At 45.9% G+C, this 26,119-nt stretch carries 27 protein-coding genes; 20 read left to right on the top strand and 7 right to left on the bottom strand.

Annotation, left to right across the window (positions count from 1 at the left end; all coding sequences use genetic code 11):
- Positions 1–55: 55 nt before the first annotated feature.
- A complete protein-coding gene (locus tag KNQ09_RS15175) occupies positions 56–922 on the bottom strand; it encodes a YitT family protein (protein WP_029340819.1) in 867 nt (288 codons plus the stop codon).
- Between the two features lie 136 nt (positions 923–1,058).
- Here KNQ09_RS15175 and KNQ09_RS15170 point away from each other — a divergent pair, with 136 nt between their 5' ends.
- Positions 1,059–1,661 carry a hypothetical protein gene (locus KNQ09_RS15170; protein WP_214858920.1) on the top strand — a complete coding sequence of 201 codons (603 nt, stop codon included), beginning with the start codon at positions 1,059–1,061 and terminating at the stop codon, positions 1,659–1,661.
- Between the two features lie 183 nt (positions 1,662–1,844).
- Positions 1,845–2,681: a formate/nitrite transporter family protein gene (locus KNQ09_RS15165; protein WP_023467197.1), complete on the top strand. Its 837-nt coding sequence runs from the start codon at positions 1,845–1,847 to the stop codon at positions 2,679–2,681.
- Between the two features lie 32 nt (positions 2,682–2,713).
- Here the strand turns inward: KNQ09_RS15165 and KNQ09_RS15160 are convergent, their stop codons facing one another.
- Entirely contained in the window at positions 2,714–3,133 is a 420-nt protein-coding gene (locus tag KNQ09_RS15160) for a YkvA family protein (protein ID WP_023467198.1), read from the bottom strand.
- 98 nt (positions 3,134–3,231) lie between these two features.
- Here KNQ09_RS15160 and KNQ09_RS15155 point away from each other — a divergent pair, with 98 nt between their 5' ends.
- Positions 3,232–4,455 (top strand): aminopeptidase, encoded by a 1,224-nt coding sequence (locus KNQ09_RS15155; RefSeq protein ID WP_035398837.1) that lies wholly within the window; start codon positions 3,232–3,234, stop codon positions 4,453–4,455.
- 55 nt (positions 4,456–4,510) lie between these two features.
- Here the strand turns inward: KNQ09_RS15155 and murB are convergent, their stop codons facing one another.
- Positions 4,511–5,422 carry a UDP-N-acetylmuramate dehydrogenase gene (gene murB, locus KNQ09_RS15150; protein WP_035398835.1) on the bottom strand — a complete coding sequence of 304 codons (912 nt, stop codon included), beginning with the start codon at positions 5,420–5,422 and terminating at the stop codon, positions 4,511–4,513.
- 248 nt (positions 5,423–5,670) lie between these two features.
- Between murB and KNQ09_RS15145 the strand changes: the two genes are divergently transcribed.
- The 4 genes from KNQ09_RS15145 to KNQ09_RS15130 all read left to right on the top strand — a co-directional run bounded on the left by KNQ09_RS15145 (position 5,671) and on the right by KNQ09_RS15130 (position 8,124).
- Entirely contained in the window at positions 5,671–6,186 is a 516-nt protein-coding gene (locus KNQ09_RS15145; RefSeq protein ID WP_064300835.1) for a GNAT family N-acetyltransferase, read from the top strand.
- Between the two features lie 15 nt (positions 6,187–6,201).
- Positions 6,202–6,687: a GNAT family N-acetyltransferase gene (locus KNQ09_RS15140; protein ID WP_214858919.1), complete on the top strand. Its 486-nt coding sequence runs from the start codon at positions 6,202–6,204 to the stop codon at positions 6,685–6,687.
- Positions 6,688–6,716: 29 nt separating this feature from the next.
- Positions 6,717–7,076 carry a hypothetical protein gene (locus tag KNQ09_RS15135; RefSeq protein ID WP_064300833.1) on the top strand — a complete coding sequence of 120 codons (360 nt, stop codon included), beginning with the start codon at positions 6,717–6,719 and terminating at the stop codon, positions 7,074–7,076.
- A gap of 112 nt (positions 7,077–7,188) precedes the next feature.
- Entirely contained in the window at positions 7,189–8,124 is a 936-nt protein-coding gene (locus KNQ09_RS15130; protein WP_214858918.1) for a hypothetical protein, read from the top strand.
- On the opposite strand, the gene KNQ09_RS15125 is transcribed toward KNQ09_RS15130, so the two are convergent.
- Positions 8,113–8,943 carry a GNAT family N-acetyltransferase gene (locus tag KNQ09_RS15125; RefSeq protein WP_353049760.1) on the bottom strand — a complete coding sequence of 277 codons (831 nt, stop codon included), beginning with the start codon at positions 8,941–8,943 and terminating at the stop codon, positions 8,113–8,115. The genes KNQ09_RS15130 and KNQ09_RS15125 overlap by 12 nt on opposite strands.
- 149 nt (positions 8,944–9,092) lie before the next feature.
- On the opposite strand from KNQ09_RS15125, the gene KNQ09_RS15120 reads away from it, so the two are divergent.
- Positions 9,093–9,356, top strand: coding sequence for a hypothetical protein (locus KNQ09_RS15120; RefSeq protein WP_064300830.1), 264 nt, complete (start codon positions 9,093–9,095; stop codon positions 9,354–9,356).
- Between the two features lie 88 nt (positions 9,357–9,444).
- Here the strand turns inward: KNQ09_RS15120 and KNQ09_RS15115 are convergent, their stop codons facing one another.
- Positions 9,445–10,356, bottom strand: coding sequence for a hypothetical protein (locus KNQ09_RS15115; protein WP_029340830.1), 912 nt, complete (start codon positions 10,354–10,356; stop codon positions 9,445–9,447).
- A 144-nt stretch (positions 10,357–10,500) separates the two neighbouring features.
- Here KNQ09_RS15115 and nfsA point away from each other — a divergent pair, with 144 nt between their 5' ends.
- The 5 genes from nfsA to KNQ09_RS15090 all read left to right on the top strand — a co-directional run bounded on the left by nfsA (position 10,501) and on the right by KNQ09_RS15090 (position 14,499).
- On the top strand, positions 10,501–11,247 hold the full coding sequence (nfsA, locus tag KNQ09_RS15110; protein WP_064300829.1) for an oxygen-insensitive NADPH nitroreductase: 747 nt from the start codon (positions 10,501–10,503) through the stop codon (positions 11,245–11,247).
- A 15-nt stretch (positions 11,248–11,262) separates the two neighbouring features.
- Positions 11,263–12,483 (top strand): LCP family protein, encoded by a 1,221-nt coding sequence (locus tag KNQ09_RS15105; protein WP_064300828.1) that lies wholly within the window; start codon positions 11,263–11,265, stop codon positions 12,481–12,483.
- 156 nt (positions 12,484–12,639) lie between these two features.
- Positions 12,640–13,350 carry an NAD(P)H-binding protein gene (locus KNQ09_RS15100; RefSeq protein WP_058703648.1) on the top strand — a complete coding sequence of 237 codons (711 nt, stop codon included), beginning with the start codon at positions 12,640–12,642 and terminating at the stop codon, positions 13,348–13,350.
- Positions 13,351–13,498: 148 nt separating this feature from the next.
- On the top strand, positions 13,499–14,044 hold the full coding sequence (locus KNQ09_RS15095) for a TlpA family protein disulfide reductase (protein WP_214858916.1): 546 nt from the start codon (positions 13,499–13,501) through the stop codon (positions 14,042–14,044).
- Positions 14,041–14,499, top strand: a complete 459-nt coding sequence (locus tag KNQ09_RS15090) for a hypothetical protein (protein ID WP_214858915.1) — start codon at positions 14,041–14,043, stop codon at positions 14,497–14,499. The genes KNQ09_RS15095 and KNQ09_RS15090 overlap by 4 nt, the downstream gene beginning before the upstream one ends.
- Before the next feature lie 91 nt (positions 14,500–14,590).
- Here the strand turns inward: KNQ09_RS15090 and KNQ09_RS15085 are convergent, their stop codons facing one another.
- Both KNQ09_RS15085 and nhaC read right to left on the bottom strand, forming a co-directional pair.
- Positions 14,591–14,800, bottom strand: a complete 210-nt coding sequence (locus tag KNQ09_RS15085; RefSeq protein WP_023467214.1) for a DUF3006 domain-containing protein — start codon at positions 14,798–14,800, stop codon at positions 14,591–14,593.
- 258 nt (positions 14,801–15,058) lie between these two features.
- On the bottom strand, positions 15,059–16,435 hold the full coding sequence (gene nhaC, locus KNQ09_RS15080) for a Na+/H+ antiporter NhaC (protein WP_064300825.1): 1,377 nt from the start codon (positions 16,433–16,435) through the stop codon (positions 15,059–15,061).
- Between the two features lie 507 nt (positions 16,436–16,942).
- Here nhaC and argC point away from each other — a divergent pair.
- The 7 genes from argC to argF are packed head-to-tail and all read left to right on the top strand — an operon-like array spanning position 16,943 to position 26,103.
- Entirely contained in the window at positions 16,943–17,974 is a 1,032-nt protein-coding gene (argC, locus tag KNQ09_RS15075; protein WP_064300824.1) for an N-acetyl-gamma-glutamyl-phosphate reductase, read from the top strand.
- A 27-nt stretch (positions 17,975–18,001) separates the two neighbouring features.
- Positions 18,002–19,219, top strand: a complete 1,218-nt coding sequence (gene argJ / locus KNQ09_RS15070) for a bifunctional glutamate N-acetyltransferase/amino-acid acetyltransferase ArgJ (RefSeq protein WP_214858914.1) — start codon at positions 18,002–18,004, stop codon at positions 19,217–19,219.
- Entirely contained in the window at positions 19,216–19,989 is a 774-nt protein-coding gene (gene argB / locus KNQ09_RS15065; protein ID WP_064300822.1) for an acetylglutamate kinase, read from the top strand. The genes argJ and argB overlap by 4 nt, the downstream gene beginning before the upstream one ends.
- Positions 19,955–21,100: an acetylornithine transaminase gene (locus KNQ09_RS15060; protein ID WP_064300821.1), complete on the top strand. Its 1,146-nt coding sequence runs from the start codon at positions 19,955–19,957 to the stop codon at positions 21,098–21,100. The genes argB and KNQ09_RS15060 overlap by 35 nt, the downstream gene beginning before the upstream one ends.
- A complete protein-coding gene (locus tag KNQ09_RS15055) occupies positions 21,097–22,155 on the top strand; it encodes a carbamoyl phosphate synthase small subunit (protein ID WP_064300820.1) in 1,059 nt (352 codons plus the stop codon). Before KNQ09_RS15060 ends, KNQ09_RS15055 begins: the two co-directional genes overlap by 4 nt.
- A complete protein-coding gene (carB, locus tag KNQ09_RS15050; protein ID WP_214858913.1) occupies positions 22,145–25,177 on the top strand; it encodes a carbamoyl-phosphate synthase (glutamine-hydrolyzing) large subunit in 3,033 nt (1,010 codons plus the stop codon). The genes KNQ09_RS15055 and carB overlap by 11 nt, the downstream gene beginning before the upstream one ends.
- On the top strand, positions 25,174–26,103 hold the full coding sequence (argF, locus tag KNQ09_RS15045; protein WP_064300818.1) for an ornithine carbamoyltransferase: 930 nt from the start codon (positions 25,174–25,176) through the stop codon (positions 26,101–26,103). The genes carB and argF overlap by 4 nt, the downstream gene beginning before the upstream one ends.
- Positions 26,104–26,119 lie beyond the last annotated feature (16 nt).

The raw sequence follows: 26,119 nt of genomic DNA, 5'->3' as shown, positions 1-26,119 counted from the left end.
ATACGAGAAGCTGTTTTAAGAAGATGAAAAAAGCACAGCTAAGCTGCGCTTGGTGTTAAAACGAATACGAATGTTCCTTGTAATTGCCGAAGACAGTATGGATTTCTGAGAATGTAACGAATGCATTCGGCTCGACAGAAGAGACGATTTCTTGCAAACGGACGATTTCATTATTTTGAACGACGACATAGACCATTTTTTTCGTTCGGTTGGAGTATCCTCCACGTGCATCGAGAATCGTGACACCACGACCGAGTTCTTTTGTAATGACTTCATTGATTTCATCTGCTTTCTCACAAATGATGATACATTGCTTAGAAGCAGAATAGAAACTGTAAACCGTCTGAAGGGCTTTGGCGCGAACAAAGCTCATGATGAGAGCATACATAACGTGTTTAAGATCGAATACCCACCATACAAGGATGTAAATGACAAGATCTTGCATCAGAAATATACGAGGAAGTGGCCAGTTATGAAAACGAGCAAAGAAAAACTTTCCAAGAATATCAAGCCCTCCAGTTGAAGCACCACCGAAGAAGATCAATGCCATTGCAAGACCAGAGACTAGACCAGCAAAGATGGAAGCGACGAGCGGATCGTTTAGAGATTCCGGAACGATTTGAGTCGGGATCCAGTCAATTAAAAAGGAAGAAGCAATGACAATAATTCCAGATAAGAACATGAATCGTTTGCGTAGGAAACGGAAACCTAAAAGGAAGAGGGGAATGTTTAAGAGCAATTGCGTTAATCCGATTGGCGTGTGGAAGAGCTCTTGAATAATGAGCGTGATCCCCATGATACCGCCTGATCCGATATCATTTGGAGATAGTAGTAGGCTGATGTAAAGGGAATACAGCAACGTACCAATGATTAAGAAACTGATTTTTTCAACTCTCTTTTTCTGTGGGTGTGTTGTAGTCATGGCAATATGATGAGTGACCTCATGCTCCTCCTTCTGTGAGTATCTGCATGCAAGAGTACGCTCATATGCATAAAATTTCAACCCTTCTTATGAAAAAAGATGAAAAAGGGTATGTTTTTTTAGGAAGGTGATGAAAATGAAGAAAATGTTATGGATTCTTGGTTGTATCTGCTTAGGAATACTAGTTGGGATTCGTCTTTTCGAACAACCCAATGAAAAAAATCAATCATCCATTTGGCATGATGGTGATCTTGTAGCGAGACAAGTGGGTGCCTCGATGATGAATACGGTAGCGGTTCGTCAATTAGCCGAACAACTTCCGTTCTCATCAGAATTAAAACAGGTAGATGTCGAAGGAGAATCGTTACGTCTTGCCTATGAAGTGACAGGAAAAGAGCGACAAGCTTGGATTGGTACCGATACCGGGACACTACAGGTGAATCAGGATTTTTTAAAGGCTCGGTTATCTAAAATTCTGATGCATCATACGCTTGTTTTATTTTCAACGATTCCTGATTTGACCGATCTCGAAATTCACTACACGGATCCGTATTCAGATGCAGATTTTACGATGGACCGGAAAACATTCGACGCCTACACTCCGACCGATATCGAACGAGCTACTTCCTCTTCTAGACGCTTTAATCGTGTCGTCATTGATGGTTATGTGCTCGATGCCTCAAGACGAAACACCTTCTTTGAACTCTTCGCATCACGACTACAGATCCAAACTAATTAGTTGTATAAAGCAAGAAAAGGCATTTTTCACAATCTTGACACAATGATATCGTTTACATCTCGTTCTTTTATAAAAACGATAAAACAGGTCTATTCAATACTTGAACATCTTTTAAGATGGAAGTATGATAATAAATGAACAAACATTGTGAAGTGTTGAACAAAAGAAAGAGAGGTTTCTACGATGAACGAGGTAGAAGCATTAGAAGGATTACGGAATAAAGCAATCAAGTCGACGCGCATGCTACAAATGCGTCCTCTCGAGTACTTAGTTCGTGCCATGTTAGCGGGAATTTTCATTGGATTTGCAATCATTTTTACTTTAAAAGCAATTAACGGTCTATATATGGCGGAGTCACCTGTTGCGACACTTGTCGGTGGACTGACCTTCGGAGTGGCGCTTGTCCTGATCGTTTACGGTGGGGCAGAGCTGTTCACAGGAAATACGATGTATTTCACGACGGCGACGATGCGTGGCTATACGACGAAGATGGATACGATGAAGGTCTGGTTGATCTGTCTAATCGGAAATGGACTTGGCGGATTAGCGTTTGCGCTACTCTTTTCCCAAACAGGAATCATCCAAGAGCTTGGTATGAACAACTGGTTATTTTCTGTCTCAGAGACGAAGATCCACCATACGACGTGGGAAATCTTCACACGAGCTATCTTCTGTAACTGGATGGTCTGTTTAGCGATTTTCATTCCGAAAAATATGAAGAATGAATTAGCGCAAATCATGATGATGATGGTACTTGTTGCAGTATTCTTCGCATCTGGATTTGATCACGTCATCGCCAATATGGCATTGTTCTCCATTGCGTTAGTCGTACCACACCCGGATACGATCACATTTGCCGGAGCGATGCATAACCTGTTACCCGCTCTAGCTGGAAACATCATTGGTGGAGCTGTCTTCATGGGAATGATCTATACGTGGTTGAATAAAGAAAAACTAGAGGTAGATGAATCACGTCAATCCACGACACCTGTTCATATCGCTTCGAAGCAAAACGCATAAAAAAGGGCAGCTGTTGCGACAGCTGCCTATTTTTATTCCATATGTTGAAAGCGATCGACGTCTGCAGCCAGTTCTTCATAAATCGTTTCGACGATCTGTGCATCATCGAAGAGCCCGAGGACGTTATCGTCCGGTAAGGCGTCAACAGGAGACGTGAAGTACAGAACGGCCGTCAATAACAATTGTTCCTGCTCCGCATGCATTTCGAATTTTTTCTGATAGAGAGCACGAAGCATTTCAAGCAGTTGTTTTAATTGAAAATAAAGGACGAGTTCTGCCTCGCGTTCGATGTCCGAGCTTTCTGTAGACGCAATATCTTGCGTCAAGTGCGCAAGTCCGATTTCTGCTCGAACTAACAATTCTTGCTGTGCTTTTTCATCACCAACGAGGTCGAGTGCCTGTCGGTGAAAATACGTATAAGCCGATTTAAAATCGCCGGGTGTGAATTCCATGGTGATGCCTCCTTCTCTTCTCTTTCTAGTTTCGCCTTATTTCTTGCAAAATTGCAACTATTTCGTGAAAATAAAGATACAAGAAAGGGGATTACATAATGCCGACACAAGCAGAATTACAACAATACGCGTCTTTAGCCGTGCGTACGGGAATTAATCTACAACCAGGACAACAACTCGAGGTGCGTGCTGGAATCGAAAATTTGCCGCTCGTTCGTGAAATCACGCGTGTCGCCTATGAAGTAGGAGCTACGCAAGTGTATGTACAATGGTCAGATGATGAGATGACGAAAATCCGTTATTTCGATGCACCGGAAGAGTCGTTTGATACGTTCCCAGATTGGTTAAAAGCACGTTACGACCAACTGGCAGAAGAAAAGACTGCGTTCTTATCGGTCGTTAGTGAAGATCCAGATTTATTGAATGGCGTTGACTCGAGCCGAATCGCACGTGCGAATAAAGCAGCCGGTGTCGCTCTTGCTAATTGGCGGAAGTTCGTCATGAGTGACAATGTCAGCTGGTGTGTCGTAGCAGCACCTTCTGAAAGCTGGGCGAAGAAAGTATTCCCTGATTCAGAGAATGCCGTTGAAGAGCTCTGGTCAGCTATTTTGAAAGCAACACGTGCCGATCAAGCAGATCCGGTCGCTGCATGGGCGGATCACGATCATAATCTGCGTTCAAAAGCAAAATTCCTGACAGAGAAGAAATACAAAACATTGCACTACACAGCTCCAGGAACAGAATTATCAATCGAATTACCAGAACGTCATGTTTGGTTAGGTGGCGGTGGTCCGAATGCAGATGGTGTTGATTTCATCGCGAATCTGCCGACAGAAGAAGTGTTCACATTGCCGAAAAAGACAGGAGTCAACGGACACGTCTCGAGCACAAAACCACTTAGCTATAGTGGGAACTTGATTGATGAGTTCACACTCTGGTTCGAGAACGGAAAAATCGTCAAAGCGGAAGCAAAACAGGGTCAAGAAGCATTAGATGACTTGATTTCACTTGATGAAGGTGCACGTTATCTCGGAGAAGTTGCGCTCGTACCACACCGCTCGCCGATTTCTGACTCGGGTATTCTATTCTATAATACATTGTTCGATGAAAATGCTTCATGCCACTTAGCGATTGGTCGTGCGTACTCGACATGTCTCGAAAATGGTCCAAGCCTTTCAGCAGAAGAACTAGAAGCACAAGGCGCGAACGACTCGATGACGCATGTCGACTTCATGATTGGATCAGCGGATCTATCGATTGAAGGAGAACTTGCAGACGGAACGCGTGAATCAGTCATGCGTGACGGAAACTGGTCGATCTAAACGAACAAAAAGGTGAGTCCGAATACGGAGCTCACCTTTTTCGTAAAATGATTGATTATGCTTCTTCACCGATGATTTTCACTTCTGTCTCAAGTAAGATACCGAATTTTTCTTGAACCGTTTCTTGGACATGACGAATGAGCGCGATATAGTCGGATGCTGACGCATTCTCGACGTTGACGATGAAGCCAGCGTGTTTCTTCGACACTTCAGCGCCACCGATGCGTGTTCCCTGTAAGTTACTATCTTGAATCAGCTTACCTGCAAAATAGCCTTCTGGACGTTTAAAGACGCTACCACAAGAAGGGTACTCGAGTGGTTGTTTCGTTTCTCGCTTATGCGTCAAATCATCCATGACTTCCTTGATCAATGCTGGGTCACCCTCTGTTAACGCAAATCGACCTTCGAGGATGATGTATTCTTTCTTCGAGAAGCAACTTGTCCGGTATCCCAGTTCGAGTTCATCATGCGAAATGTTCAACAGTTCTCCTTGTCGTGTCAATACAGTAGCGCTATGGAGGCAATCCTTGACTTCACCACCGTATGCTCCCGCATTCATGATCAATGCGCCACCAATCGTTCCTGGAATCCCACAAGCGAATTCAAGACCGCTGAGCTGATGCGCGTAAGCTACACGAGAAGCTTCGATGATTGCTGCGCCACTTTGAGCGACGAGTTCATGTCCTTCGACCGAGATGTCGGTTAACTTCTCAAAGGAGAGGACAATGCCACGGATGCCACCATCACGAACGACAAGATTCGATCCGTTTCCAAGCAAGGTCAAGGGAATACCTTGTTCGTAAGCATATCGGACGACAAAAGCCGTTTCTTCATAAGAGGTTGGAATGATGAATAAATCCGCGATTCCTCCCATTTTTGTATACGTATGATATTTTAAAGGTTCATTGATTAGTACGGACTCTTTTGAAATCCCTTCATACAGTCCTGTCATTACTTGTTCAGTCATTATGGTCTCAGTCCTTTTCGTGAATTCCTACTCAGCGCTCATGCGCTCAAAATATATTTTAACATTAATCGTGCGGTCGTTGTTCAACATACTGTTCCCAAAATACCGACTTATGCCGGGAATTGCAAGCACTAGGGAGTGAATGTCATCGATTAGTAATGAAAAATGTCACAAGGAAAGCAGAGTCAGGAAGAGGAATGAAGCGAAAAGAACTCGGGAAAAGAGAAGTATAGAAGGAGGCGATGACGATGGAAAGTGAACGTTTATGGATGCGACCGTTCGAAGAAGAGGATTTCAGTTTTTATAAGTCGCTTGTCCAAAATGAGCAAGTCATGCGTTATATCAATGGAGGTACTGCCCTGAGTGAAGATGAAGCACGAGAGTGGTTCGAACGGCAATTGGAGCGATACTCGGATGAACGACAAACTGGTTTTTTACTGTTGTTCAAAAAAGAAACGAATGAACCGATTGGTTTCGCCGGATTATTGATGCAGGAAGTGGATGGAATTGAAGAATTAGAAGTCGGTTATTGGCTTGAACCGAAGCACTGGAAAGTCGGTTATGGTCGTGAAGCAGCGAAACAACTAATGATGGAGGCGTTCAACCGAGGGCATGATCGAATCATCTCGATCATTCATCCCGATAATCGTGCTTCGCAAAATGTCGCTCGTGCCAACGGGCTGAACTGGGAAAAAGATACGATTTTTAGAGGTATTCCCGTCACGATCTACGCAGGACAATTATCACGACTTTGTCGTAACTAAAGAGGAGAGCTTTTTATGTACGAATTTGAATTCGAGTCTTTTCATCACATGACACCTGATACCTTATATGCACTTTTGAAATTACGCACGGATATCTTCGTCGTCGAGCAGGAGTGCGCGTATCCGGAGCTAGATGATCAAGATCAACAAGCGACACACCTAATCGTACGGAGTGAGAGCGGTCAAATCGTCGGATGTCTTCGGATATACGATCATCCGACAAAAGGAATAGCGATTGGACGGGTAGCCGTTCATCGTGCACACCGGTCGGTTGGGTTAGCGAGACAAATGATGGAGAAAGCGATGGTTCATTTGCAGAAAGAAGCTGCGATCTACTTACAGGCACAAGCACACCTAGAAGGGTTTTACGGATCGTTTGGTTTCGAAACCGTATCCGAACCTTATTTAGAAGATGATATTCCACATGTGGACATGCAGTTTCACGTAAAGGATTCGAAAAAAGACTTCACGTCAACGATGGATGAACCGATGAATAAGTAGAATGAACTTTTTTCGGAGGTGGATCAGTCATGAAGAAAGTGCTGGTCATTTTCGCTCTTAGTCTAATTGGCATCCTATCTTTAGGAGTCGGTATTTCGTATGCTCAATTGCAGGGAAACTATCGTGACTCTGAAAAAGAGTTGATGACGATTTTAGAGCGGCAACATGATTTATCAGCTTCCTCCTTTCTTGAAGTGCGCGCATCATTCTCTTTACGACATCGACAAATCATACACGTTCGACTTCGGGGCGAACCTGCCATCACATACGAGTTCATTCAACCAAAGGATGAACTCGAATACCTGGGGTCTGTCGGAACAAGTGTTGAAAAGACAGGAAAACAAGATGCTGTCTTTCGAAACGCTCATTTAAAAGTTGGTAAAAAATAAAAAGTGGAGGATCTTCCTGAAACGACGGAAGATTCTCCATTTTTTGCTTTCAAGACGATAGGATATTGCGTACACTACGAAGAGATACTGGAATGAGGAGGTCGAGGGAATCATGTGGAAACCCTTTATAAAAAATCAATCAATTGCACCGGCGTTACAAGCCTTCCGGGAACTTGACATCGAAATGTTTCGGACACATGTTGCCCAACTGAACGATGCGGAACAACAGGCCTTACAATTCATTAAGCGTGCGCTAGAGCAGGATTCACCTGCTCATTTGAAAATAGCGCTTGAAATGAAACAACCACTCGTCGAGGTTGATCGTCTGTTTCAAACACTCGTCACGTGTCAAAATCGTCAGCAGTTACTCGAAATGCTGCTAGCAGACGGTCTGGACGTCAATCAAGTCTATACACTTGAAGGGCATCGCTCGATCGTCCGCCAACCCCTTCACTTTCCGGTAGGTCTATATGCGGCGCGCCATTCCGAGTTGTGGGCACTTGTTGCTGAAAAGCTGGACTTTACTTATACGATGCATCTTCAACGCAGTGATCAATTCATGGAGACGCATGAATTGAATCTGCTGGATCTCGTCTTATTGCTCGATATCGAAGAAGAGTTGACGATTCGAGTGCTTGATCAGCTGTGCGAATGCAAGGCGACCGTTGGACTTGCAGAACGATTACAACGTCCCGCTTCACCATTGCTACTAAAGACGATTAAGGCGGATGCCTATTTGCCGACGTTTGTTTATGCTAAACATTATTTCCCGTTTTATGCGCTGATCGGACGGCAAACCGTACTGTTCCAATCTTTATTGAACCGTGTGATGCAAGCATCCATTGCTTCTGAAATTATTGAAGATGCCTTGCTTGCTTTTCATAACCACCAACCCGGACTTGCCTTGACATGGGGAGATGCCTATATCGAACAGTTATACGAGATGGGGCTAGTGCTTCGTAAAACGGGTCATGTTGATTTTCGGGAAATGGATGCGGAGTATGTGTTGCCTGAATACAAGGGAATCGTCAATCGCCTAAATGATTAACGGAGGCTGATCCGTACTGAACGTATGCCAATGAGAGGTTAACTGGATATCGCAAAACATCGAGGGCTGATACAGGCGTAATACATCTTGTTGTGTTGAGAGAAAAAAGACTTCAAACGTCTGGATGTTTGCACGTCTTAACTTTTCTTGAAATGCATGGAGGATGCGGCTACCGTATCCTTGACGTCTCAGTTCAGGTAGGCACGTGATTTCAAGAAGACGAATATTCTGTCCCTGCTTTTGAAATAATAGTGTACCGACGATTAGTTGCTTATCATAGACGAGGTAAGGAATCGCTTTTCGTTGAATCAACTTGTCTAAATCAGATACCTGATAAGGAAAAAAGTGATGTGTTCCTTGAAGGGCATCGTTACGAAGTGCAAGGTAAGTATCTTGATTCTGTGCATGAACAGCTTTCAAACGCAGCGTAGCAGGCTGTCCCTCTGAGAGGCCAATTAAACGAAACTGTTCGGCATATAAACTATAACCAAGCTCTTTCCAAATCGAAGTTAGAGAAAGATCATGCGGCGGAGAGACTTGTACATGAATATGCCGGCATCCTTGTCGAACGGCATGTAAGTGTAGCAAAATAGCCAGACTACGAAAGGCTTTGATATCAAGGAAGGCGCCGTTCATAAAGTGAACGACGTCATGCACGACATGATATCCAAGCGTCGCTTTCACCTGACCGGATTCGAGGTAGACCCATTGACAATCTTCAAGCGGCTGAAAAAATGAAAAATCATATGCCTTTTGATGGTACTGTAGAAGTTGATGGACGTGTCGCCTTTGAACATGAGACAATTGATCGTAATACACAATAGGCAAATTAAGTTCCTCCTTTAGCAAAGTGAAGTTGAAAATATCTTGCTTTTATATTACAGGAAATAAAAGGTATTTATATCTTCTGTTTCAAACAAAAAGTAGATGGATTCCTGAAGATAAGAAAGAATCGAGGCAAAATTATCATGAAGTATCTATGGATCGTCATCGGTTTATCGGGCTGGTTACTCAGCGCGGATATATTGGTAGCCGAAGCGCGTGATCACGATGGACCGGGTGTAAGCAGTTCGACGACATATGGGAATTACGGCGCGGAGGATCATATCATCGTTGATCGGAAGGAACCGATTTATGAAGGATTCGATTCACCGAACGACATGGCATTCCTATTCGCTTGTATTGCATTACTCGCAACAGTCGGACTTGGCATCGTCAATGCCTCCGATTGAAATGAATCTGACTAATAAAAGGCAAGTGACGAATCCATCGTCACTTGCCTTTTATTGTCTACTACGTGTGAACAAGAAGAATCTACTCTTAGAAATGAATTCGTTTTTTTCGACCAACGCGTGCCATTCGTTCGTGTTCTTGTTCGAGTCCGGCTCGTTCGAGGAGATCGAGATAATAACGAAACGGAGTCGAGCGATGCGAAAAATATGGGATGTATTCAGTGAACAGCATCGTCTCCGCTCGTTCTAACGCGCGTAAGGAAATGAGAGCATGTAGCTCTGCGAAACGAATTTCTTGATAGGTGGATAAAGCGTCTGCATCAATCCGAACATGCGACTGTAGTTTTTTTGCATGCGCGTTCAAGCAATGGATATATGCTTCTTGATGTTCTGGTTTCTCGCAATGGGCAAGTACAGCAAGCAAAAGATCACTGCGCTCAGTATCGACGTCCATCGGAACCTTCAACGCTGTATAGAGGGCGCGTTCCATCCATTCGACACCATGACTATCATTTTTATAATAGCCGACTAATTCTTGAAAAAAATCGACTTGCGAGACTTTCAATAATCGAAACGGATCATTACTTAAAAATAAAGGTTCTTCCCCGGCAGCCGACGAAAGAAGAAAGAAAAATTCCTCAAAGGCAATACGGGTTCCGTTTTTACGATGAGCATAGTGGCGTAAATGCTTAAGCAGGCGTTTGGCGGTGATATACCAATTCTTTTGTTCGCGAAGCGGTACGATCGGATTCGGCTCAAGGTACTGGAGATCGTATGCTAATTGAATAAACCGTTCCGTCTGAGCAATCGTCTGTTCGACGGTCGGTTGTTCCTGTTCTTTTTGCAAATCCTTATACTTCATGAACTGTGTCAACATGGCGTCAAACTCTTTCTCTTCGATGACTTGTCTCGGGAGTTGACGATAGATTTCGACGATGATATCGCGAAGGGTCGTATCGCCATATTGTTCTAGTAAGAGTCGCAGTTTCCGTATTCTCATGATCGCCCTCCTTCGCAAGAAAAGCACAGTACAACACTATTCAATTCCCGCTTTTTTCATAAACCGAACCTCTTCATTTGCGCTTTTTAGTCAGAGACGACTATCTTAAATAAGAAGACTCATTACAGAAGGGGACGATTACACATGAATGAAACCATTCAACATTTACTCAACCACCGGTCAATCCGGAAATTCAAACAACATCAATTAGACGAAGAGACGATTGAAACACTCATAAAAGCCGCACAGGCTGCCTCGACATCCTCTTATCAGCAAGCTTATGCAATCATCGGTGTCGAAGATGAAGGATTGAAACGACAATTAGTCGACGTTGCAAGTGGTCAACAATATGTGGCAGAAAACAGTTACTTCTTCGTCTTTTGTATGGATTACCACAAACATACGTTAGCGGCAGAACTAGCAGGAGGCGACGTGAGCCGGACGATCGAGACGACGGAAGCGCTTGTCGTAGGGGCTGTCGATGCGGGGCTTGCCGCTCAAAATTTAGTCGTAGCTGCCGAGTCGCTTGGCTACGGAACGGTCTACATCGGTTCACTACGAAATGATGCTCGTCGTGTCAGCGAACTCTTACAACTTCCAGATCACGTCGTACCATTATTTGGAGTCGCGGTCGGTCTTCCAGATCAACAACCGGGTAAAAAACCCCGCCTTCCGATGGATGCGGTCTTCCACCGGAATACGTATACTGATGACGATACGATGCGTGAGTTACTGACAGGATACGAAGAGTCAACGTCATCGTATTACGGAGAACGGACCGGTGGTCAACGGACAGAAGGGTGGGTCAAACAGATGGCTGCCTCGATGCACGAACCGAAACGGACGTATCTCCGCGAGTTCTTGAAAGAGAAACAGATCGCAAAAGATTGATACGGAGGTATATGAATGCCAGAACATCAACCACACCGCTCTCGCTTGGAGCGACGACGTATGCAGTTAGAAGAGCAAGCTAGACAAGAAGAAGCTTTTTCGAAAGCGTACGCGCCGGACGAATCATTTTCTCAACAATCCTTTGAGAAGCAGCAAGAACCGGCTACGTATCATCGGTATGTCGAAGAGCAACCGCGAGATCGAAAAAGTACATCGCGTCGTTCCGGGAGCGGCATGCTTAAACAGGTCGCACAGATGATCGGGAGTGCCGGATCACGGTTGTTTGCTAATCGGGAACGCTCGAGACGCTCGAGGAAGGCGGGGCGATCAGAGCAATCGGTACAGCAGACTCCTGATGTCTCTTCACGCGAAGCTCATCCTAAAAAAATCAAGAAAAAACGTCGTTTTAAACGAAAGCTTCTTGGACTATTTTTATTGTTGCTCATCGCATTCGTTCTTTTTGCTTCACAACCATTCACGTTCTTGTTGATTGGTAGTGATGCACGACCTGGAGAATCGTTGCGTGGATCACGTTCAGACTCCCTGTCGGTCATGCAATTCATTCCACTTTCTCGAACGATTCAGTTGACGTCGATTCCTCGAGACACGTATACACCGATTTCCTGTGAGAATGGAAAGAAGGATAAAATCACACATGCCTTTGCCTTCGGTGGAGAAGAATGTACGCAAGATGCTGTTTCGGGTCTACTTGATGAAGAAATCGATGGAAAGATCGTCATCTCCTTCGATAGTTTCATCGGATTAGTGGATCAAATCGGCGGAATCGACCTTGTCTCGACAGGAACGTTCTCCGAGCAGGATGCGAGTGGGAAAGCAAATCAGTATTCATTCCAAAAGGGGAAGGAATATCATATGGATGGTGCGATGGCACTTGCCTATTCGAGACATCGAAAAACGGATAATGACGGAGCGCGCGCGAATCGTCAGTCGGAAGTCATCCAAGCCGTCGCGACACACTTGATGAAGCCGACTGGATGGTCGAAAATTCCAGCAGCGCACACGTATATGAAAGAAGAGATGAACCTTGATTTAAGTGTCCGCGAGATGGCAACGGCAGGGTTATCGATTGCCTTGATGTCAGAACGAAAACATTATGAAATCGAAGCCGTCAGCCAACGACTGAACGGGATTTTCTATGACTTACCGAATGAGAAGGCACTGCAAGAACTACGTGATCAGCTCGATACGACGTTTTATGGCACATTGAAGAACTAAAGGGGAGGGGTTTCCTTCCGGTCATTGCGGGTATAAATTGATGTACGTTGCTCCTTTGGTGGATTGTTTTAGGTTATCTCTGAAATCGACGATTTTTGGACATGACATCATGACATTCCACGAAGGTGACTAACTTATCGAGGAGGGACCCCCCATATGAAAGTACTAGTCGTAGGTGCATCCGGTACGATTGGAGCGCGCGTCGTCAAATCGCTTGCCAAGGGTCATCAGGTCACGGTCATCGTTCGTCATGAACATCTGGTGGAACGATTCGAAAAACTCGGTGTCAAGGCGCATTACGTCGATATCGAAACAGAACTCGAAAAAGTCATTGAGCACGGAGTCGCAGGGCAGGATGCAGTCATTTGTGCGGCGACCGCAGGAGTAGACGGCGAAGCAACTGAAATCGAACTGCTGGATCGAACAGTCGCTTTGAAAACAATTGATGCAGCTAAAAAAGCGCGAGTACGTCATTTCGTGCTACTGAGCGCTTATGGTGCAGATCGACCTGAGCAATTCAAGAAAGATGTCTATCCGTTCTACGCTGCTAAGAATGCAGCAGAGGAACAGATTGAACATAGTGGTTTGACGTATACGATCATTTGTCCGGTTTCTATCACAACAGGTGAAGGGCGTGGCTTGATTGAAGCCGATGAAGATTTGAAGGACACGAAGGACGCGACGATTTCGGAAACGGATGTCGCATCGATCCTCGTTGCTTCTGTCGATAATCGATCGGTATTCAATCGACGTCTAGAAGTCAAGGAAGGAAAGACATCCTTGAATGAGGCCTTAGGGGGAGCGGAAGCTGTAGGTAGCGTTAAAGATAACCGTCAAGTCAAAAAACAATTACCACGTTTTAACTAACCGTGTGTCTCGTTAAAACGCGAATTCTCTAAAATAAAGCGAACTCATTTCCGCGTATAAGACGGAAGAGTTCGCTTTTTTGTTGATAAAAGTAGATAGTCGAAAAGAGGAAGTCTGCTACACTGAACAAAGAAGGAGGGGGTTAGATGTGAAAAAACCGTTGATCTATCTGATCCTAGCGATTGCTATTATCGGTATTGCCTATCAAAGTTATCAAACATATGATGCAAAACAAAAAAAAGTGGAGCAACAACAAAAACAAGCATCACAAGGTGGTCTCGAAGTCGGGATGACAGCCCCGAATCTATCCTTGCGTCAAGAAGGAAAAACTGTCGATCTAGACGAAATCAATCATGATGTCTTTGTCATTAATTTTTGGGCAACGTGGTGTCCACCTTGTAAACAAGAGATTCCAGAACTAAATGCCTTTGCACGACATACAGATATACCCGTCTATGGAATCAATGTCACGACATCAGAACGACGTGTTTCGGATGTTGCTGATTTTCTGAAGCAGACACCTGTTGAATACCCTGTGTTATATGACCGAAAGGGAACGTCAGAAGATGCGTATCGTCTCGTAGCAATGCCAGCAACTTATGTATTAGACCGGAAAGGAACGATTCTTTCGAAACACATCGGTCCTGTAACGGAACAGATGTTAAAAGAGATGGTGAAACGAACAGGAGGATGACAATGGAACTCCTATGCCGCAACTGCTCCTTTCAACAAACATTCCAACTCGGTCAACTAGAGGGTTGGCCGACATTTCCTGCTGTCTTGACGCAAGGGGTCGAAGCGTTCATGACGGGTCTCCCGCTTTGGTTCGTTCCGTCGATGCATGAACCGATTTTACAGCGGGCGTATGTAGACGACTGGAATCGATTTCGATTAATTCAGCACTATCAGCTCCATCAGGAGGAATTAGCGGATGGTTGGGTACCGTATCAATTGGATTTATACCACTGTCCGACTTGTCACCGATTTTCGAATCGATTTTGGTGTGCCCTGTTTTTGCAACTAGATGTCGTTCAACCACTTTACGAATGCCCACATGATCAGACGGAACTTGAACGAATCGAAATATCCGATATTGATCACTTTCCTTGTCCATCGTGTGATGGTCACTCCCTATATGTGCGTAGATAAAGCGAAAAAGCCATTCATTTCATGAAAGACTGATGAGAGAAATTCCTTCTCCATAGTCAATGCATGATACGGAATGGCTTTTTATCGATCATCAACCCATTTGCCGAAACGAAAATGTTTGAAAGGAAGAGGGTGATGAATTACTGACATCTAACGTATAGGTTGTACCGTCAAAAATAATCGTATCGCCTAACCTTGCTTCAGGTGGTAAATAACGTCGTGGAATGAAACTTGAACCATTTTCCCATAGTAGGACAGCATACTTGCCGTCAAGTCGCTCCAGCGTACCACGTTTGATCATATTAACTCCTCCCACAATTACATCGAAGTCATCCCTCGGTCGATCAGGAACGTACTCTCTCTCTATCATTCTCTGTAATTTTTAATCTTATGTTTGGTATATTCCCAGTTCATTTCATCTTTACACATGATTCTTTAAAAAAACGTGATTCCAAGCCGTTTTCGTCTTAAATCTGACGTATTTAACAGGAAATAAAGGAGATATTGGAAAGAAAAAAAGACCCGATAGGACATATCGGATCTTTAAAATGAAATAGGCTCAAGAAGCGAGAGATTGTTTTGTTTCGATTTTCGTTGGACGAAGAAATGCGAGTAAAAACGTAAACAATGGTGAAAGGAGTAAAAAGAATGCGAACGGAACGTATGCTGTTACTGGGACACCGAGTGTCGAAGCGAAGAACGCCCCAGAAACACCCCACGGAATAAGCGGATTGACGAGTGTTCCTCCATCCTCGAGTGAACGAGAGAGGAAGCGCGGATCAATCTGACGCTCTTCAAAGATTTTCTTGAATGCTTGACCCGGAAGCAAGATGGACAAGTATTGTTCTCCAGCCATCAAGTTTACACCGATAGACGATAAGGCGACGGATGAAATGATGCTACCATCACGTTTTAGTTTAGAAACGGTCCGTTCAATGACCACGTCAATGACACCGATGCCACGTAAGACACCACCGAACGCAAGGGCGAGCATGACGAGCGACACCGACCACATCATCGATTGCAATCCACCTTTACTAATGATGGATGTGACCGTCTCACTAGAAGATTCTAGTTTTAATCCGTTCTGAATGACGGCCATCCAGTTCGAGATATTCCAGTTTCCTTGTACAAGACCTGTTAACAACAATCCACTTAAAACGCCAGCAACAAGTGTTGGAACGACCGGCATCTTACGTAATGCTAATACCATGACGAGCAACGGTGAAAGCAATGTCCAAGGTGACAAGTCGAACAAACGAGCTAACTCTTGTTGTGTCGTTTGAACAGCAGACGAATCGACATTTCCACTACTACGTCCGAAAATGAAGAATAAGATAAATGTGATCGTGATAGCGGGAATCGTCGTTCCCATCATGAAACGAATATGATCGAACACAGACACATTGACGATTCCGGGCGCGAAATTCGTCGTATCTGATAAAGGTGACATCTTATCTCCGAAACAAGCTCCACTGATGATGGCACCTGCTGCAAGCGCAGGATTAACGCCCAGTGCGATCGCGATTCCCATCAAGGCAACACCGACCGTACCAATCGTTGTAAACGAACTGCCTGTAAAGGTCGAGACGACCATCGCGATCAGAAGAGCGCTCGGTGCGAACCAAGTCGCTGAAAGGGTAGATAACCCAAAATGAAGAAGGGTCGGCACTGCGCCACTCATCATCCAGACCGCGATCGTCATACCGACGAGCAACATGATCAGGATCGGTTTGATCGCTTCACGAATACCTTGAATCATATGGTGTTCGACGTCCTCGAACTTAAAGCCGCGGTAAACGGCATATCCTGAGACGAAAATAAGACTAGACAAGATGGCAAGATGCGGTTCGGCTTTAGCACCGAATAACGCGGACAATAAGATGATGATACTGATTCCTAGGATAGCTGCGGATTCACGGAATGACATGCGCATGCTTCCACCTCCTTATATGAATATGAAAGTATGATAACGCTCTGTTACTAACACGCTTTTATGCACAAAAGCATTGAACAAACGTAATATTAACGAATATTATGGAGGACGTCAACCATAAGAGTGTCGATGAAAAATATAAAAAATCGAAGTTGTGACGATTTTTTGTCGTAAACGCTTTCTTTTTTAGCTCAAATCTTGCACAATAAGAAGTATCAAATGACATTTTTGTGAACGATGAGGAGGATACATATGTTTACATTGATTTTTGTAGTAGTAGTCGCGATCATGGGTGCAGGCGTATTTGGGATTGATCATGTCGTAGCGCAACGTGCGGAAAAGCGTTAAGTAGATGCGTGTAAAAGAAGCGTTGAAGGGACTGTCTTATAGAAGACAATCGCTTCAACGCTTCTTTTTTTGTATAAAAACTAATAAAAATTCAATTGACAGTATAAATATACATATGTTTAAATCGGTATAACATTCTTTGAAGGGGAGCGTACAGATATGAAATGTACCATCATCGGAGCAACAGGATACACCGGAATTGAACTGATTCGCCTACTAGAATCACATCCTTCATTTGAGATCATCTGTTTGATGAGTGACTCGATGGCGGGGGAATCCATGCATGACGTATTCCCATTTATGAATAAAAAAACATATTCCTCGTTATCTTCCTTTTCGGTGGAGCATTTGATGGAAACCGAGACGGACATGGTGTTCTTAGCGACACCGAGTGGGATTTCGAAGCATTACTTAGAACAACTTCAAAACTGGTCCGGTTACGTCATTGATTTAAGTGGCGATTTGAGACTTCCAGCTGAAGCATATGCAACGTGGTATGACAAGGAACCCATTGATGCCCAGTTACAACAAAGAGCAACTTATGGATTACCAGAATGGAATCGTCAAGCTGTTACAGCGAGCAAATGGATTGCGAATCCAGGCTGTTACGCGACAGCAGTTTTGCTTGGACTAACACCATTCTTAAAAGAGAAAAAAATCGATCCATCTCAAATCATCATTCAAGCTTCTTCTGGTCTGACGGGAGCAGGGAAAACGTTGACGGCACAAACGCATCATGTCCATTCAAGCGAAAACGTTCGCTTGTATAAAGTGAATCAGCATCAGCACATCCCGGAAATTGAGCAGGCGCTTTTCGAATGGACCGGATCATCGCATCCGATTACGTTCTCGACTCAACTACTACCGATCAATCGAGGCATCATGGCGATTATGACGGTTCAGCCGTTGATTGATTTATCGGAAACGGAGTGGCGATCCTGGTTGACGGACCAGTATGCAACGGAACCATTCGTCCGAATCCAACAGGCTGATCCGGAAATCAAATCCGTCGTCGGGAGTAATCACTGTGATTTGACCGTTTATAAGGATGATCGGACAGGGCGAATGACCATCGTTTCAGTCATCGATAACATGCAAAAAGGAGCTGCCGGACAAGCCGTTCAAAATGCCAACATTCTAGCTGGTTTTGATGAGACATCCGGTTTAACGCAACAGCCGATCTACATTTAATCAAGAGAAAAAAGAGGAGGAACGCCTGTGTGGCAAGTACAAGTAGAGACCCCATTGACAATCACGACACCGAAGGGATTTCAAGCATCGGGAATTCATGTGGGTCTGAAACGAAAGCGGAAGGATTTAGGTCTGATCTGGTGTGAAGCAGGAGCAAGCGCTGCAGCTGTCTATACGACGAATCAGGTGCAAGCAGCACCAATCACTGTGACGAAACAAGCGATTCAGGCGTCACAAGGACGTATTCATGCCGTCCTCGTCAACAGCGGGAACGCGAATGCGTGTACAGGGGAACTAGGGTTATCCCATGCGTATATGTCGCAACAAGCGATGGCGAAAAGTTTAAATGTTGCTCCAGAACAAGTCGCGATTGCTTCAACAGGGATAATCGGTCAACCGTTAGCCATTGATACGTTACTGGCAGGTATTCCACAGCTGATGCCTACAAATGACAAGGATGCCGCGGATGATTTTGCTCATGCGATCCTGACGACCGATACTGGTACGAAAACAGCTGGTCAACAATACATGCAAGGGGATGTCCAAATTTCAGTCTGTGGCGTGGCGAAAGGATCAGGGATGATTCATCCGAACATGGCAACGATGCTTGGTTTCTTGACGACCGATGCAACGATTGAACCGGATGTCTTACAGACACTGTTGCGCCGGACGATTCATCGGACGTTCAACTGCATTACCGTAGACGGCGATAGTTCGACAAATGACATGGTCATGATTCTAGCAAGTGGAGCTGCAGGAGGAGCAACGATTCTTGAAGGGACAGAAGAAGCAGTGGCATTCGAACAGGCCATCGAAACGGTTTGTCAAGATTTAGCGAAACAGATTGCGCGGGACGGTGAAGGTGCGACGAAGTTGATCGAAGTGACGGTAGAGGGAACACAAACCGATGAAGTAGCACGGATGGTCGCCAAACAAGTCGTCGGATCGTCTCTCGTCAAAACAGCCATCTTTGGGGAAGATGCGAACTGGGGAAGAATTATCGCTGCTGTCGGAAGTATCAAGGAGCCACTCGATGTATCAAACGTTGACATCAAAATTGGTTCGCAGTGGGTGTTGCAACAGAGCATGCCTGCTTTATTTGATGAAACGATTGCATCGCAGGATCTAGCACAGCAGGAGGTACAGATTCACATTGATTTGCATGATGGAGTAGGACAAGGACACGCTTACGGCTGTGACCTGACGTACGATTACGTCAAAATCAATGCGAGTTACCGGACATGACGAAACGAAAAGTCATCAAACTAGGTGGTAGTGTGTGGGAGCAACTGGATGCTCGGTATTTCGAGGAATGGAAAGCGTGGGTCGAAACCGGTAACGAATTATTGATCGTCCATGGGGGCGGTCCTCTTCTATCGAGTTACTGTGAACAAGAGGGAATCAAACCCGTGTTTCGAAACGGTGTCCGTGTGACGACGGATGGTGTCTTACTCGGGGCACGACGGATCTTAGCAGGGGAAGTCCAATCCGGGATCGTCCAGCAGTTGAATCAAGCAGGGATTCCTGCCGTCGGGATGAGCGGGTTAGACGGAGCAAGCGTCCATGGTAAAAAAGTCAAAGGACTCGGGGCAGTCGGTCAGATCACGCACATTCATCCACGATTATTCACGGTGTTGAGTACGAATGGTTATGTGCCTGTCGTCACATCCCTTGTCACAGGAGAACAAGGTGTATTGAACAGTAACGGGGACGCGTGCGCCATTGCTGTCGCGAAGGCTTGGTCTGTCGACCGATTTGAATTGTTGACGGATGTTGAGGGTGTAAAAGTAAACGGTGACTATCAATCAGAAATCACGTCTGCAGCCATCGAAGCTGCGATAGCGTCGGGGGAAATCTACGGAGGAATGATTCCGAAGGTCGAAGCGATGATGCAGGCCACTCAGCATGGTATTCCAGAGGTCGTCATTCGGTCTGGGAAAAATGCGTTAGCTGCAGGGACACGAATCAAGGAGGAATTACATGAGTGCACTACTACCCACTTATCAACGTACTGATGTGGAATTGGTCAAAGGACAAGGGTCGATCGTAGAAGATGCGACAGGCAAGACGTATCTTGATTTCATCATGGGAATCGCTGTATGCAACACAGGACACCGTCATCCTTATATTCAGCAACGGCTAGAGGAACAATTGAATCAAATTTGGCATACGTCGAATCTGTTTCAAATCGCGGCACAAGAGCGGGTCGCCGAGCGACTGACGGAAAACAGTCATCTCAGTCATGCCTTCTTTTGTAATAGTGGTGCGGAAGCAAACGAGGCGGCGTACAAACTCGTTCGAAAATGGACAGGGAAAACGGAAGTCGTCACATTTAAACAATCTTTCCACGGGCGGACATTTGCGATGATGGGCGCAACAGGACAGGAGAAAATCAAAGCGGGATACGGTGAGATGGTGAATGGCTTCAAACATCTATCGTTTAACGAGATGGAGAGCCTATCAGCGATTACGGAGCAAACTGCTGCCGTATGGCTCGAAATCATTCAAGGAGAGGGCGGAGTCGTCGTCGCCGACGATGCGTGGCTAGAAGCGTTGATGAAGAAGGCGCAACAATACGATGTCAAAATCATCGTCGACGAAGTACAGACCGGCATCGGTCGGACGGGATCTCGTTTTGCATTTGAGCAGACACCCCTCGTACCGGATATCATCACTCTTGCGAAAGGACTTGGAAGTGGACTCGCGGTTGGTGCGTTACTCGCGACGGAGGAGGCGGCGGAAGTATTCACACCTGGATCGCATGGTTCGACCTTTGGTGGAAATCCACTCGCGATGACAGCTGCGGAAGCCACACTTGACCTTTTGTTAAATGACACTGTCATGGCAGACGTTCAAAGAAAAGGCGAATATTTACGTCAACAACTAGAAAATAAATTACCCAAGTCGATCGTGAGTTCTATTCGTGGACGTGGCTTGATGATTGGTATCGAGTGTGTGATGCCTGTTGCACCGCTGATTGACGCCTTACGTGAGAATGGTCTTCTCGTCGTATCGGCTGGTCCTCATGTCATTCGCTTATTGCCATCATTGTTCGTAACGGAACAGGAACTCATGGACGCCATCGAAAAAATACAACTCGTTTGTCAACAGGAGGTCATCGTATGAAACAATCCGGAAAACTAACGCTTGCGAACGGAACGACGTTTACCGGTTCGTGGCAAGGAACAGCTCCAGTCAAAGGAGAGGTCGTCTTTTTTACAGGAATGACAGGATATCAGGAAGTCTTGACGGATCCATCTTATCAAGGACAAATTCTTGTCTTCACATACCCGTTGATCGGTCAATACGGTATTCAAGCGGAAGCGTCAGAAAGCAACCAGATTCAAGTCGCTGGTGTCATCGTTCAAACTTTGGCTGAGGACGGGGAAGGAACATCGCTCTCGAGTTGGTTGGGTGAAGCAAATGTGCCGATTTTGTCGGGAGTCGATACGCGTTCTCTTGTGCATCTATTACGGACGGAAGGCGATCAATTCGGTGACATGATGCAAGTAGATATGACTGTCACTGCGTCAATCGACACAGCATACATCGCTTCCGTATCAACGACTTCAAACATCGAATACGTACCGGAAGTCGAACAGGGGCACATCGTCTGTATCGATTACGGCGTGAAACAATCGATGATTGATGCTTTGCTTGAACGCCATATGCGTGTAACGGTCGTGCCATATGATACGACACCGGAACGGATTCAAGCGCTGGCGCCAGATGGTCTACTGTTTTCCAACGGACCTGGTGATCCGACGCAACTAGACCCGTTCCTTTCAGGAATCCATGAACTGGCGACGAGCTATCCGACACTTGGTATTTGTATGGGACATCAGGTTCTCGCTCATGCGTTTGGTTGTACCTTATTAAAACAACATCATGGACACCGAGGAGCGAACCATCCCGTACGTCATCTAGCATCCGGGCAAGTGTTCATGACATCTCAGAATCATGGCTATGCCGTTGATGTTAAAAGCATCGAAGCGTCTGAGATGGAACTTGCGTACGAACACATCAATGATGGGTCCGTTGAAGGATTGATTCATCCGGCTCTGCCAATCATGACAGTCCAGTTTCACCCAGAAGCGAGCCCAGGACCAACAGAGGCGATGGTCGTCTTCGATCAATTCGTAAATAGCGTATTACATCAGGAGGTAGCATATGTGGGATAAACAGAAAGTACTCGTCATCGGTTCGGGTCCAATCGTCATCGGGCAAGCAGCAGAATTTGATTATTCCGGCACACAAGCCTGTCAGGCGCTTCGAGAAGCGGGATGCGAGGTCATCTTAATGAATTCGAATCCGGCTACTATCATGACGGATCCGAGCACGGCAGATCATGTCTATATTGAGGCGATGACTCTTGAAAAAGCAACGGCCATCATCGAACAAGATCGACCATCCCATCTCCTAGCGACGGTCGGCGGTCAAACGGCACTCAATCTTGCGATGTCACTCGAAGAAGCAGGAGTACTTGAACAATACGGTGTCGAACTTCTAGGAACTTCGCTTGAGACGATCCGAGACGGAGAAGATCGTGAACGATTCAAGCAAAAGATGATCGAACTCGCGCAACCGCTCCCGGAAAGTCAAACGATCGAGTCGTTAGCAGAGCTTGAGGAATTCATGGCAGTACACGGGGTACCACTCGTCATCCGACCAGCCTTTACGCTCGGTGGAACGGGCGGCGGAATCGCAGTGACGAAGGACGAGGCACGTCTGTTAGCGCAGAACGGCTTACAAGCGAGTCCAATTTCACAGTGTTTAGTTGAAGTGAGTATCGCTGGCTATAAAGAAGTCGAATACGAAGTCATGCGTGACAGCGCAGATACGACGATCATCGTTTGTAACATGGAAAACATCGATCCTGTCGGTGTCCATACCGGGGACTCGGTCGTCTTTGCACCGATTCAGTCGATTTCGGATCGAATGAATCAACAATTGCGGACGGAAGCGCGTAAAATCGTATCGCATCTCGGTGTCATCGGTGGATGCAACATACAATTCGCGATCCATCCGACGGAAGAACGTTATTTCGTCATTGAAGTCAATCCGCGTGTCAGTCGTTCTTCGGCACTTGCTTCCAAGGCGACGGGATATCCGATCGCAAAATTAGCGACACGTCTTGCGCTCGGTGAGCGACTCGACGATTGCATCAATCCTGTCACGAAAGAGACGATGGCGAGTTTTGAACCGACGATGGATTATATCACGGCAAAAGTGCCTTGTTTCCCATTTGATCTATTTACCGGCAGTAACCGGACGCTTGGAACACAAATGAAGGCGACGGGTGAGAGCATGGCGATGGGGAAGACGCTAGAAGAAGCGTTACAAAAGGCGTGGCGCGGTGCGGGAGTTGAGCAATCACCTCTTTATCCGACATGGATGAAAACAGCGGAGGCTGACGTATTGTGGAAAGAAATAAAGGCTCCGACGGACCGTCGCTTGCTTGCGATGCTCGCACTACTCGATCGCAAGGAGACGACCGTCGAAGAACTCGTTGAACAGACGAAAGTACAAGCTTTATTCGTCAAAGTACTTCAACGTCTTGTCGATCAGCAACAAAAAATCGATGTATCGAATGAAAGTTCCCTAAAGCAAACCAAAATGATGGGCTTTACGGATGAACAGATTGCGCTTCTGACGGGTGTCAGTGCTGTAGAGATCGAGCACTTACGTAAAGAAAAAGGCATCCTCCCTGTCTATCATATGATCGATACATGTGCAGGTGAGTTCAAGAGTGCGACGCCTTATTTCTACGGAAACTGGAGTGGTCAAACGGAAGTCACAGCATCGACGAAAAAGAAAGTTGCTGTCATCGGTGCGGGACCAATTCGGATCGGTCAAGGAATCGAATTTGATTATTGTTCCGTTCACGCGGTACGTGCATTACAAGCATCCGGTTACGAAACAATCATGATCAACAATAACCCGGAGACCGTCTCGACCGACTTCGAAGTCGCAGATCGCCTGTATGTCGAGCCGTTGACACTTGAAGACGTCATGCATGTGCTAGAAGCAGAGGATTGCGAAGACGTTTTAGTCCAGTTCGGAGGACAAACAGGGATTGCGCTTGCGTCTGGTTTGGAGAAAGCCGGTTATCATCTTCTCGGAACGACGGCAGATGTCATCGATCAAATGGAAGACCGTGAGCGGTTCTATCAATTTTTAGATGACATTGGTATCGATCGTATTCCGGGACAAGAAGTGGCGACGCACGAACAAATGATAGAAGTCGCAACAACGATCGGTTACCCGGTCATGATTCGTCCTTCCTATGTCATCGGAGGTAAGGGAATGCATATCATCCACGATCAAGAGCAATTAGAGACGATCGTTTCCGAATTAGCATTCCCTGTCCTCGTGGATGCCTACCTCCAAGGAAAGGAAATTGAAGTCGACTGCATTACAGACGGAACAACGACGTACGTTCCGATTTTGATGGAGCAATTGGAACGGGCAGGAGTTCACTCTGGAGATTCGACGATGATTCTGCCACCTGTATCGCTCAGCGATACCGTTCAGAGCGAAATCGAGCGAATTGCACAGATGATCGGGCAACGAATGGATTATAAAGGAGCGTACAATATCCAATTCGTCTTGCATGACGATCAAGTCTACGTGCTAGAAATCAATCCACGTGCCTCCCGCACGTTACCGATCGTCGCCAAAGTAACAGGTCAACCGATCTTGCAGTGGGCAGTCCAAGCAGCGGTCGGTCAAGCGGTCGCACTACCAACGGAACAGACGAAACTTGATTTCCATGCCGTCAAGACCCCTGTTTTTTCAACGTTGAAACTACAAGGTGTTGATCCGAAAACAGGTCCCGTCATGCGTTCGACAGGTGAAACGCTGCAATGGACGACAGACGGACTGGCGCTGGAACGTTTCATTTTCGATGAGACGACAAAACGACATTTGACGACGAGAGACATCATCGTTGCTGGAGCAGATACAGAGGCTTTCGGAACGGGTGTAGCATTAGATGAAACGATTGACTGGGCACAATGTGCGATTTTCTATTCGCACGTGACAGAAGAAAAAGCGAGTCGCGAAGCAGCGCTTGCTGCCGGGGTACAAGTTCTGACAGAACCTGAACTAGCACATTATCATCTACAAGCGACAGAAAAGTCCCCTTATGCTGTGAAGCCACTTCATACATGGACAGAGCCGATCAAGGAGGAAGTAAAATGAAGACGATGCAACAACTAAAGCATTTCTTGACGATGGCGGAACTGACGCCGGAAGCACTGACGGAGCTGTTGGCACTCGCGAAAGACATCAAGCATCAGCCGAGTGTCTACCAAAACGCATTAAGCCATAAAAAAGTGGCCTTATTGTTTGAAAAGGCATCGACGCGAACACGTCTATCGTTTGAGGTGGGTGTCGTCGAACTCGGTGGACATCCGATCGTGCTAAGTGGAGCAGACATGCAAATCGGGCGGGGGGAGCCGCTCTCAGATACGATTCAAGTCATGAGCCGTTACGTCGATGCCCTGATGATTCGGACGTTCGGTCATGAGATCGTCGACACACTTGCGGCACATGGTACGATTCCAATCATCAATGGATTGACGGATCTACACCATCCGTGCCAAGTCCTTGCTGACTTGCTGACGATCGAAGAGACATTTGGAACCCGGTCTGGGAAGATTTTGACATATATCGGGGACGGAAATAACATGGCGCATTCGCTGATGATTGGTGGAGCGCTCAGTGGAATGGAAGTTCGCATCTGTGCGCCGGAGGCGTATGCTCCTGATCCACAAATCGTTCATGAGGCACAAGTCATTGCGAAGGAAACGGGTGGAAACATCATCGTCATGACGGATCCCGAGGAAGCGGCAAGTGGTACAGACGTCGTGTATACGGATGTCTTCGCGAGTATGGGACAAGAAGAAGAAGCGACGATGCGTCTGCAAGCATTTGAAGGATATCAGGTTAATGCCAATATTATGAATCAAGCAAATGATGAAGCTATTTTCTTGCATTGCCTTCCGGCGCATCGCGGGGAGGAAGTCACGGAGGACGTCATCGATGGCAAGCAATCGGTCATCTTCGATCAAGCTGAGAATCGCCTCCACGCACAAAAAGCGTTGCTCGTCACATTACTTGGATAACCATAAAAGACTCGGT

Source organism: Exiguobacterium sp. s191, from assembly GCF_018618955.1.
Taxonomy (GTDB): Bacteria; Bacillota; Bacilli; order Exiguobacteriales; family Exiguobacteriaceae; genus Exiguobacterium_A; species Exiguobacterium_A abrahamii.
Note: the sequence above shows the minus strand (reverse complement) of the source record. Positions and strands in the feature narration are given on the sequence as shown.

Excerpts from the sequence above, each read along its gene's own strand:
- KNQ09_RS15145 (WP_064300835.1), top strand. The coding sequence starts at position 5,671 with ATGGAAAGTGAACGTTTATGGATGCGACCGTTCGAAGAAGAGGATTTC.
- KNQ09_RS15060 (WP_064300821.1), top strand. The coding sequence starts at position 19,955 with ATGAGTGCACTACTACCCACTTATCAACGTACTGATGTGGAATTGGTC.
- KNQ09_RS15120 (WP_064300830.1), top strand. The coding sequence starts at position 9,093 with ATGAAGTATCTATGGATCGTCATCGGTTTATCGGGCTGGTTACTCAGC.
- argC (WP_064300824.1), top strand. The coding sequence starts at position 16,943 with ATGAAATGTACCATCATCGGAGCAACAGGATACACCGGAATTGAACTG.
- KNQ09_RS15135 (WP_064300833.1), top strand. The coding sequence starts at position 6,717 with ATGAAGAAAGTGCTGGTCATTTTCGCTCTTAGTCTAATTGGCATCCTA.
- argF (WP_064300818.1), top strand. The coding sequence starts at position 25,174 with ATGAAGACGATGCAACAACTAAAGCATTTCTTGACGATGGCGGAACTG.
- KNQ09_RS15115 (WP_029340830.1), bottom strand. The coding sequence starts at position 10,356 with ATGAGAATACGGAAACTGCGACTCTTACTAGAACAATATGGCGATACG.
- murB (WP_035398835.1), bottom strand. The coding sequence starts at position 5,422 with ATGACTGAACAAGTAATGACAGGACTGTATGAAGGGATTTCAAAAGAG.
- nhaC (WP_064300825.1), bottom strand. The coding sequence starts at position 16,435 with ATGCGCATGTCATTCCGTGAATCCGCAGCTATCCTAGGAATCAGTATC.
- KNQ09_RS15160 (WP_023467198.1), bottom strand. The coding sequence starts at position 3,133 with ATGGAATTCACACCCGGCGATTTTAAATCGGCTTATACGTATTTTCAC.
- KNQ09_RS15175 (WP_029340819.1), bottom strand. The coding sequence starts at position 922 with ATGACTACAACACACCCACAGAAAAAGAGAGTTGAAAAAATCAGTTTC.
- KNQ09_RS15105 (WP_064300828.1), top strand. The coding sequence starts at position 11,263 with ATGCCAGAACATCAACCACACCGCTCTCGCTTGGAGCGACGACGTATG.
- argB (WP_064300822.1), top strand. The coding sequence starts at position 19,216 with ATGACGAAACGAAAAGTCATCAAACTAGGTGGTAGTGTGTGGGAGCAA.
- KNQ09_RS15085 (WP_023467214.1), bottom strand. The coding sequence starts at position 14,800 with ATGATCAAACGTGGTACGCTGGAGCGACTTGACGGCAAGTATGCTGTC.
- KNQ09_RS15170 (WP_214858920.1), top strand. The coding sequence starts at position 1,059 with ATGAAGAAAATGTTATGGATTCTTGGTTGTATCTGCTTAGGAATACTA.
- KNQ09_RS15155 (WP_035398837.1), top strand. The coding sequence starts at position 3,232 with ATGCCGACACAAGCAGAATTACAACAATACGCGTCTTTAGCCGTGCGT.
- KNQ09_RS15165 (WP_023467197.1), top strand. The coding sequence starts at position 1,845 with ATGAACGAGGTAGAAGCATTAGAAGGATTACGGAATAAAGCAATCAAG.
- KNQ09_RS15090 (WP_214858915.1), top strand. The coding sequence starts at position 14,041 with ATGACAATGGAACTCCTATGCCGCAACTGCTCCTTTCAACAAACATTC.
- KNQ09_RS15100 (WP_058703648.1), top strand. The coding sequence starts at position 12,640 with ATGAAAGTACTAGTCGTAGGTGCATCCGGTACGATTGGAGCGCGCGTC.
- carB (WP_214858913.1), top strand. The coding sequence starts at position 22,145 with ATGTGGGATAAACAGAAAGTACTCGTCATCGGTTCGGGTCCAATCGTC.
- KNQ09_RS15130 (WP_214858918.1), top strand. The coding sequence starts at position 7,189 with ATGTGGAAACCCTTTATAAAAAATCAATCAATTGCACCGGCGTTACAA.
- KNQ09_RS15055 (WP_064300820.1), top strand. The coding sequence starts at position 21,097 with ATGAAACAATCCGGAAAACTAACGCTTGCGAACGGAACGACGTTTACC.
- nfsA (WP_064300829.1), top strand. The coding sequence starts at position 10,501 with ATGAATGAAACCATTCAACATTTACTCAACCACCGGTCAATCCGGAAA.
- KNQ09_RS15140 (WP_214858919.1), top strand. The coding sequence starts at position 6,202 with ATGTACGAATTTGAATTCGAGTCTTTTCATCACATGACACCTGATACC.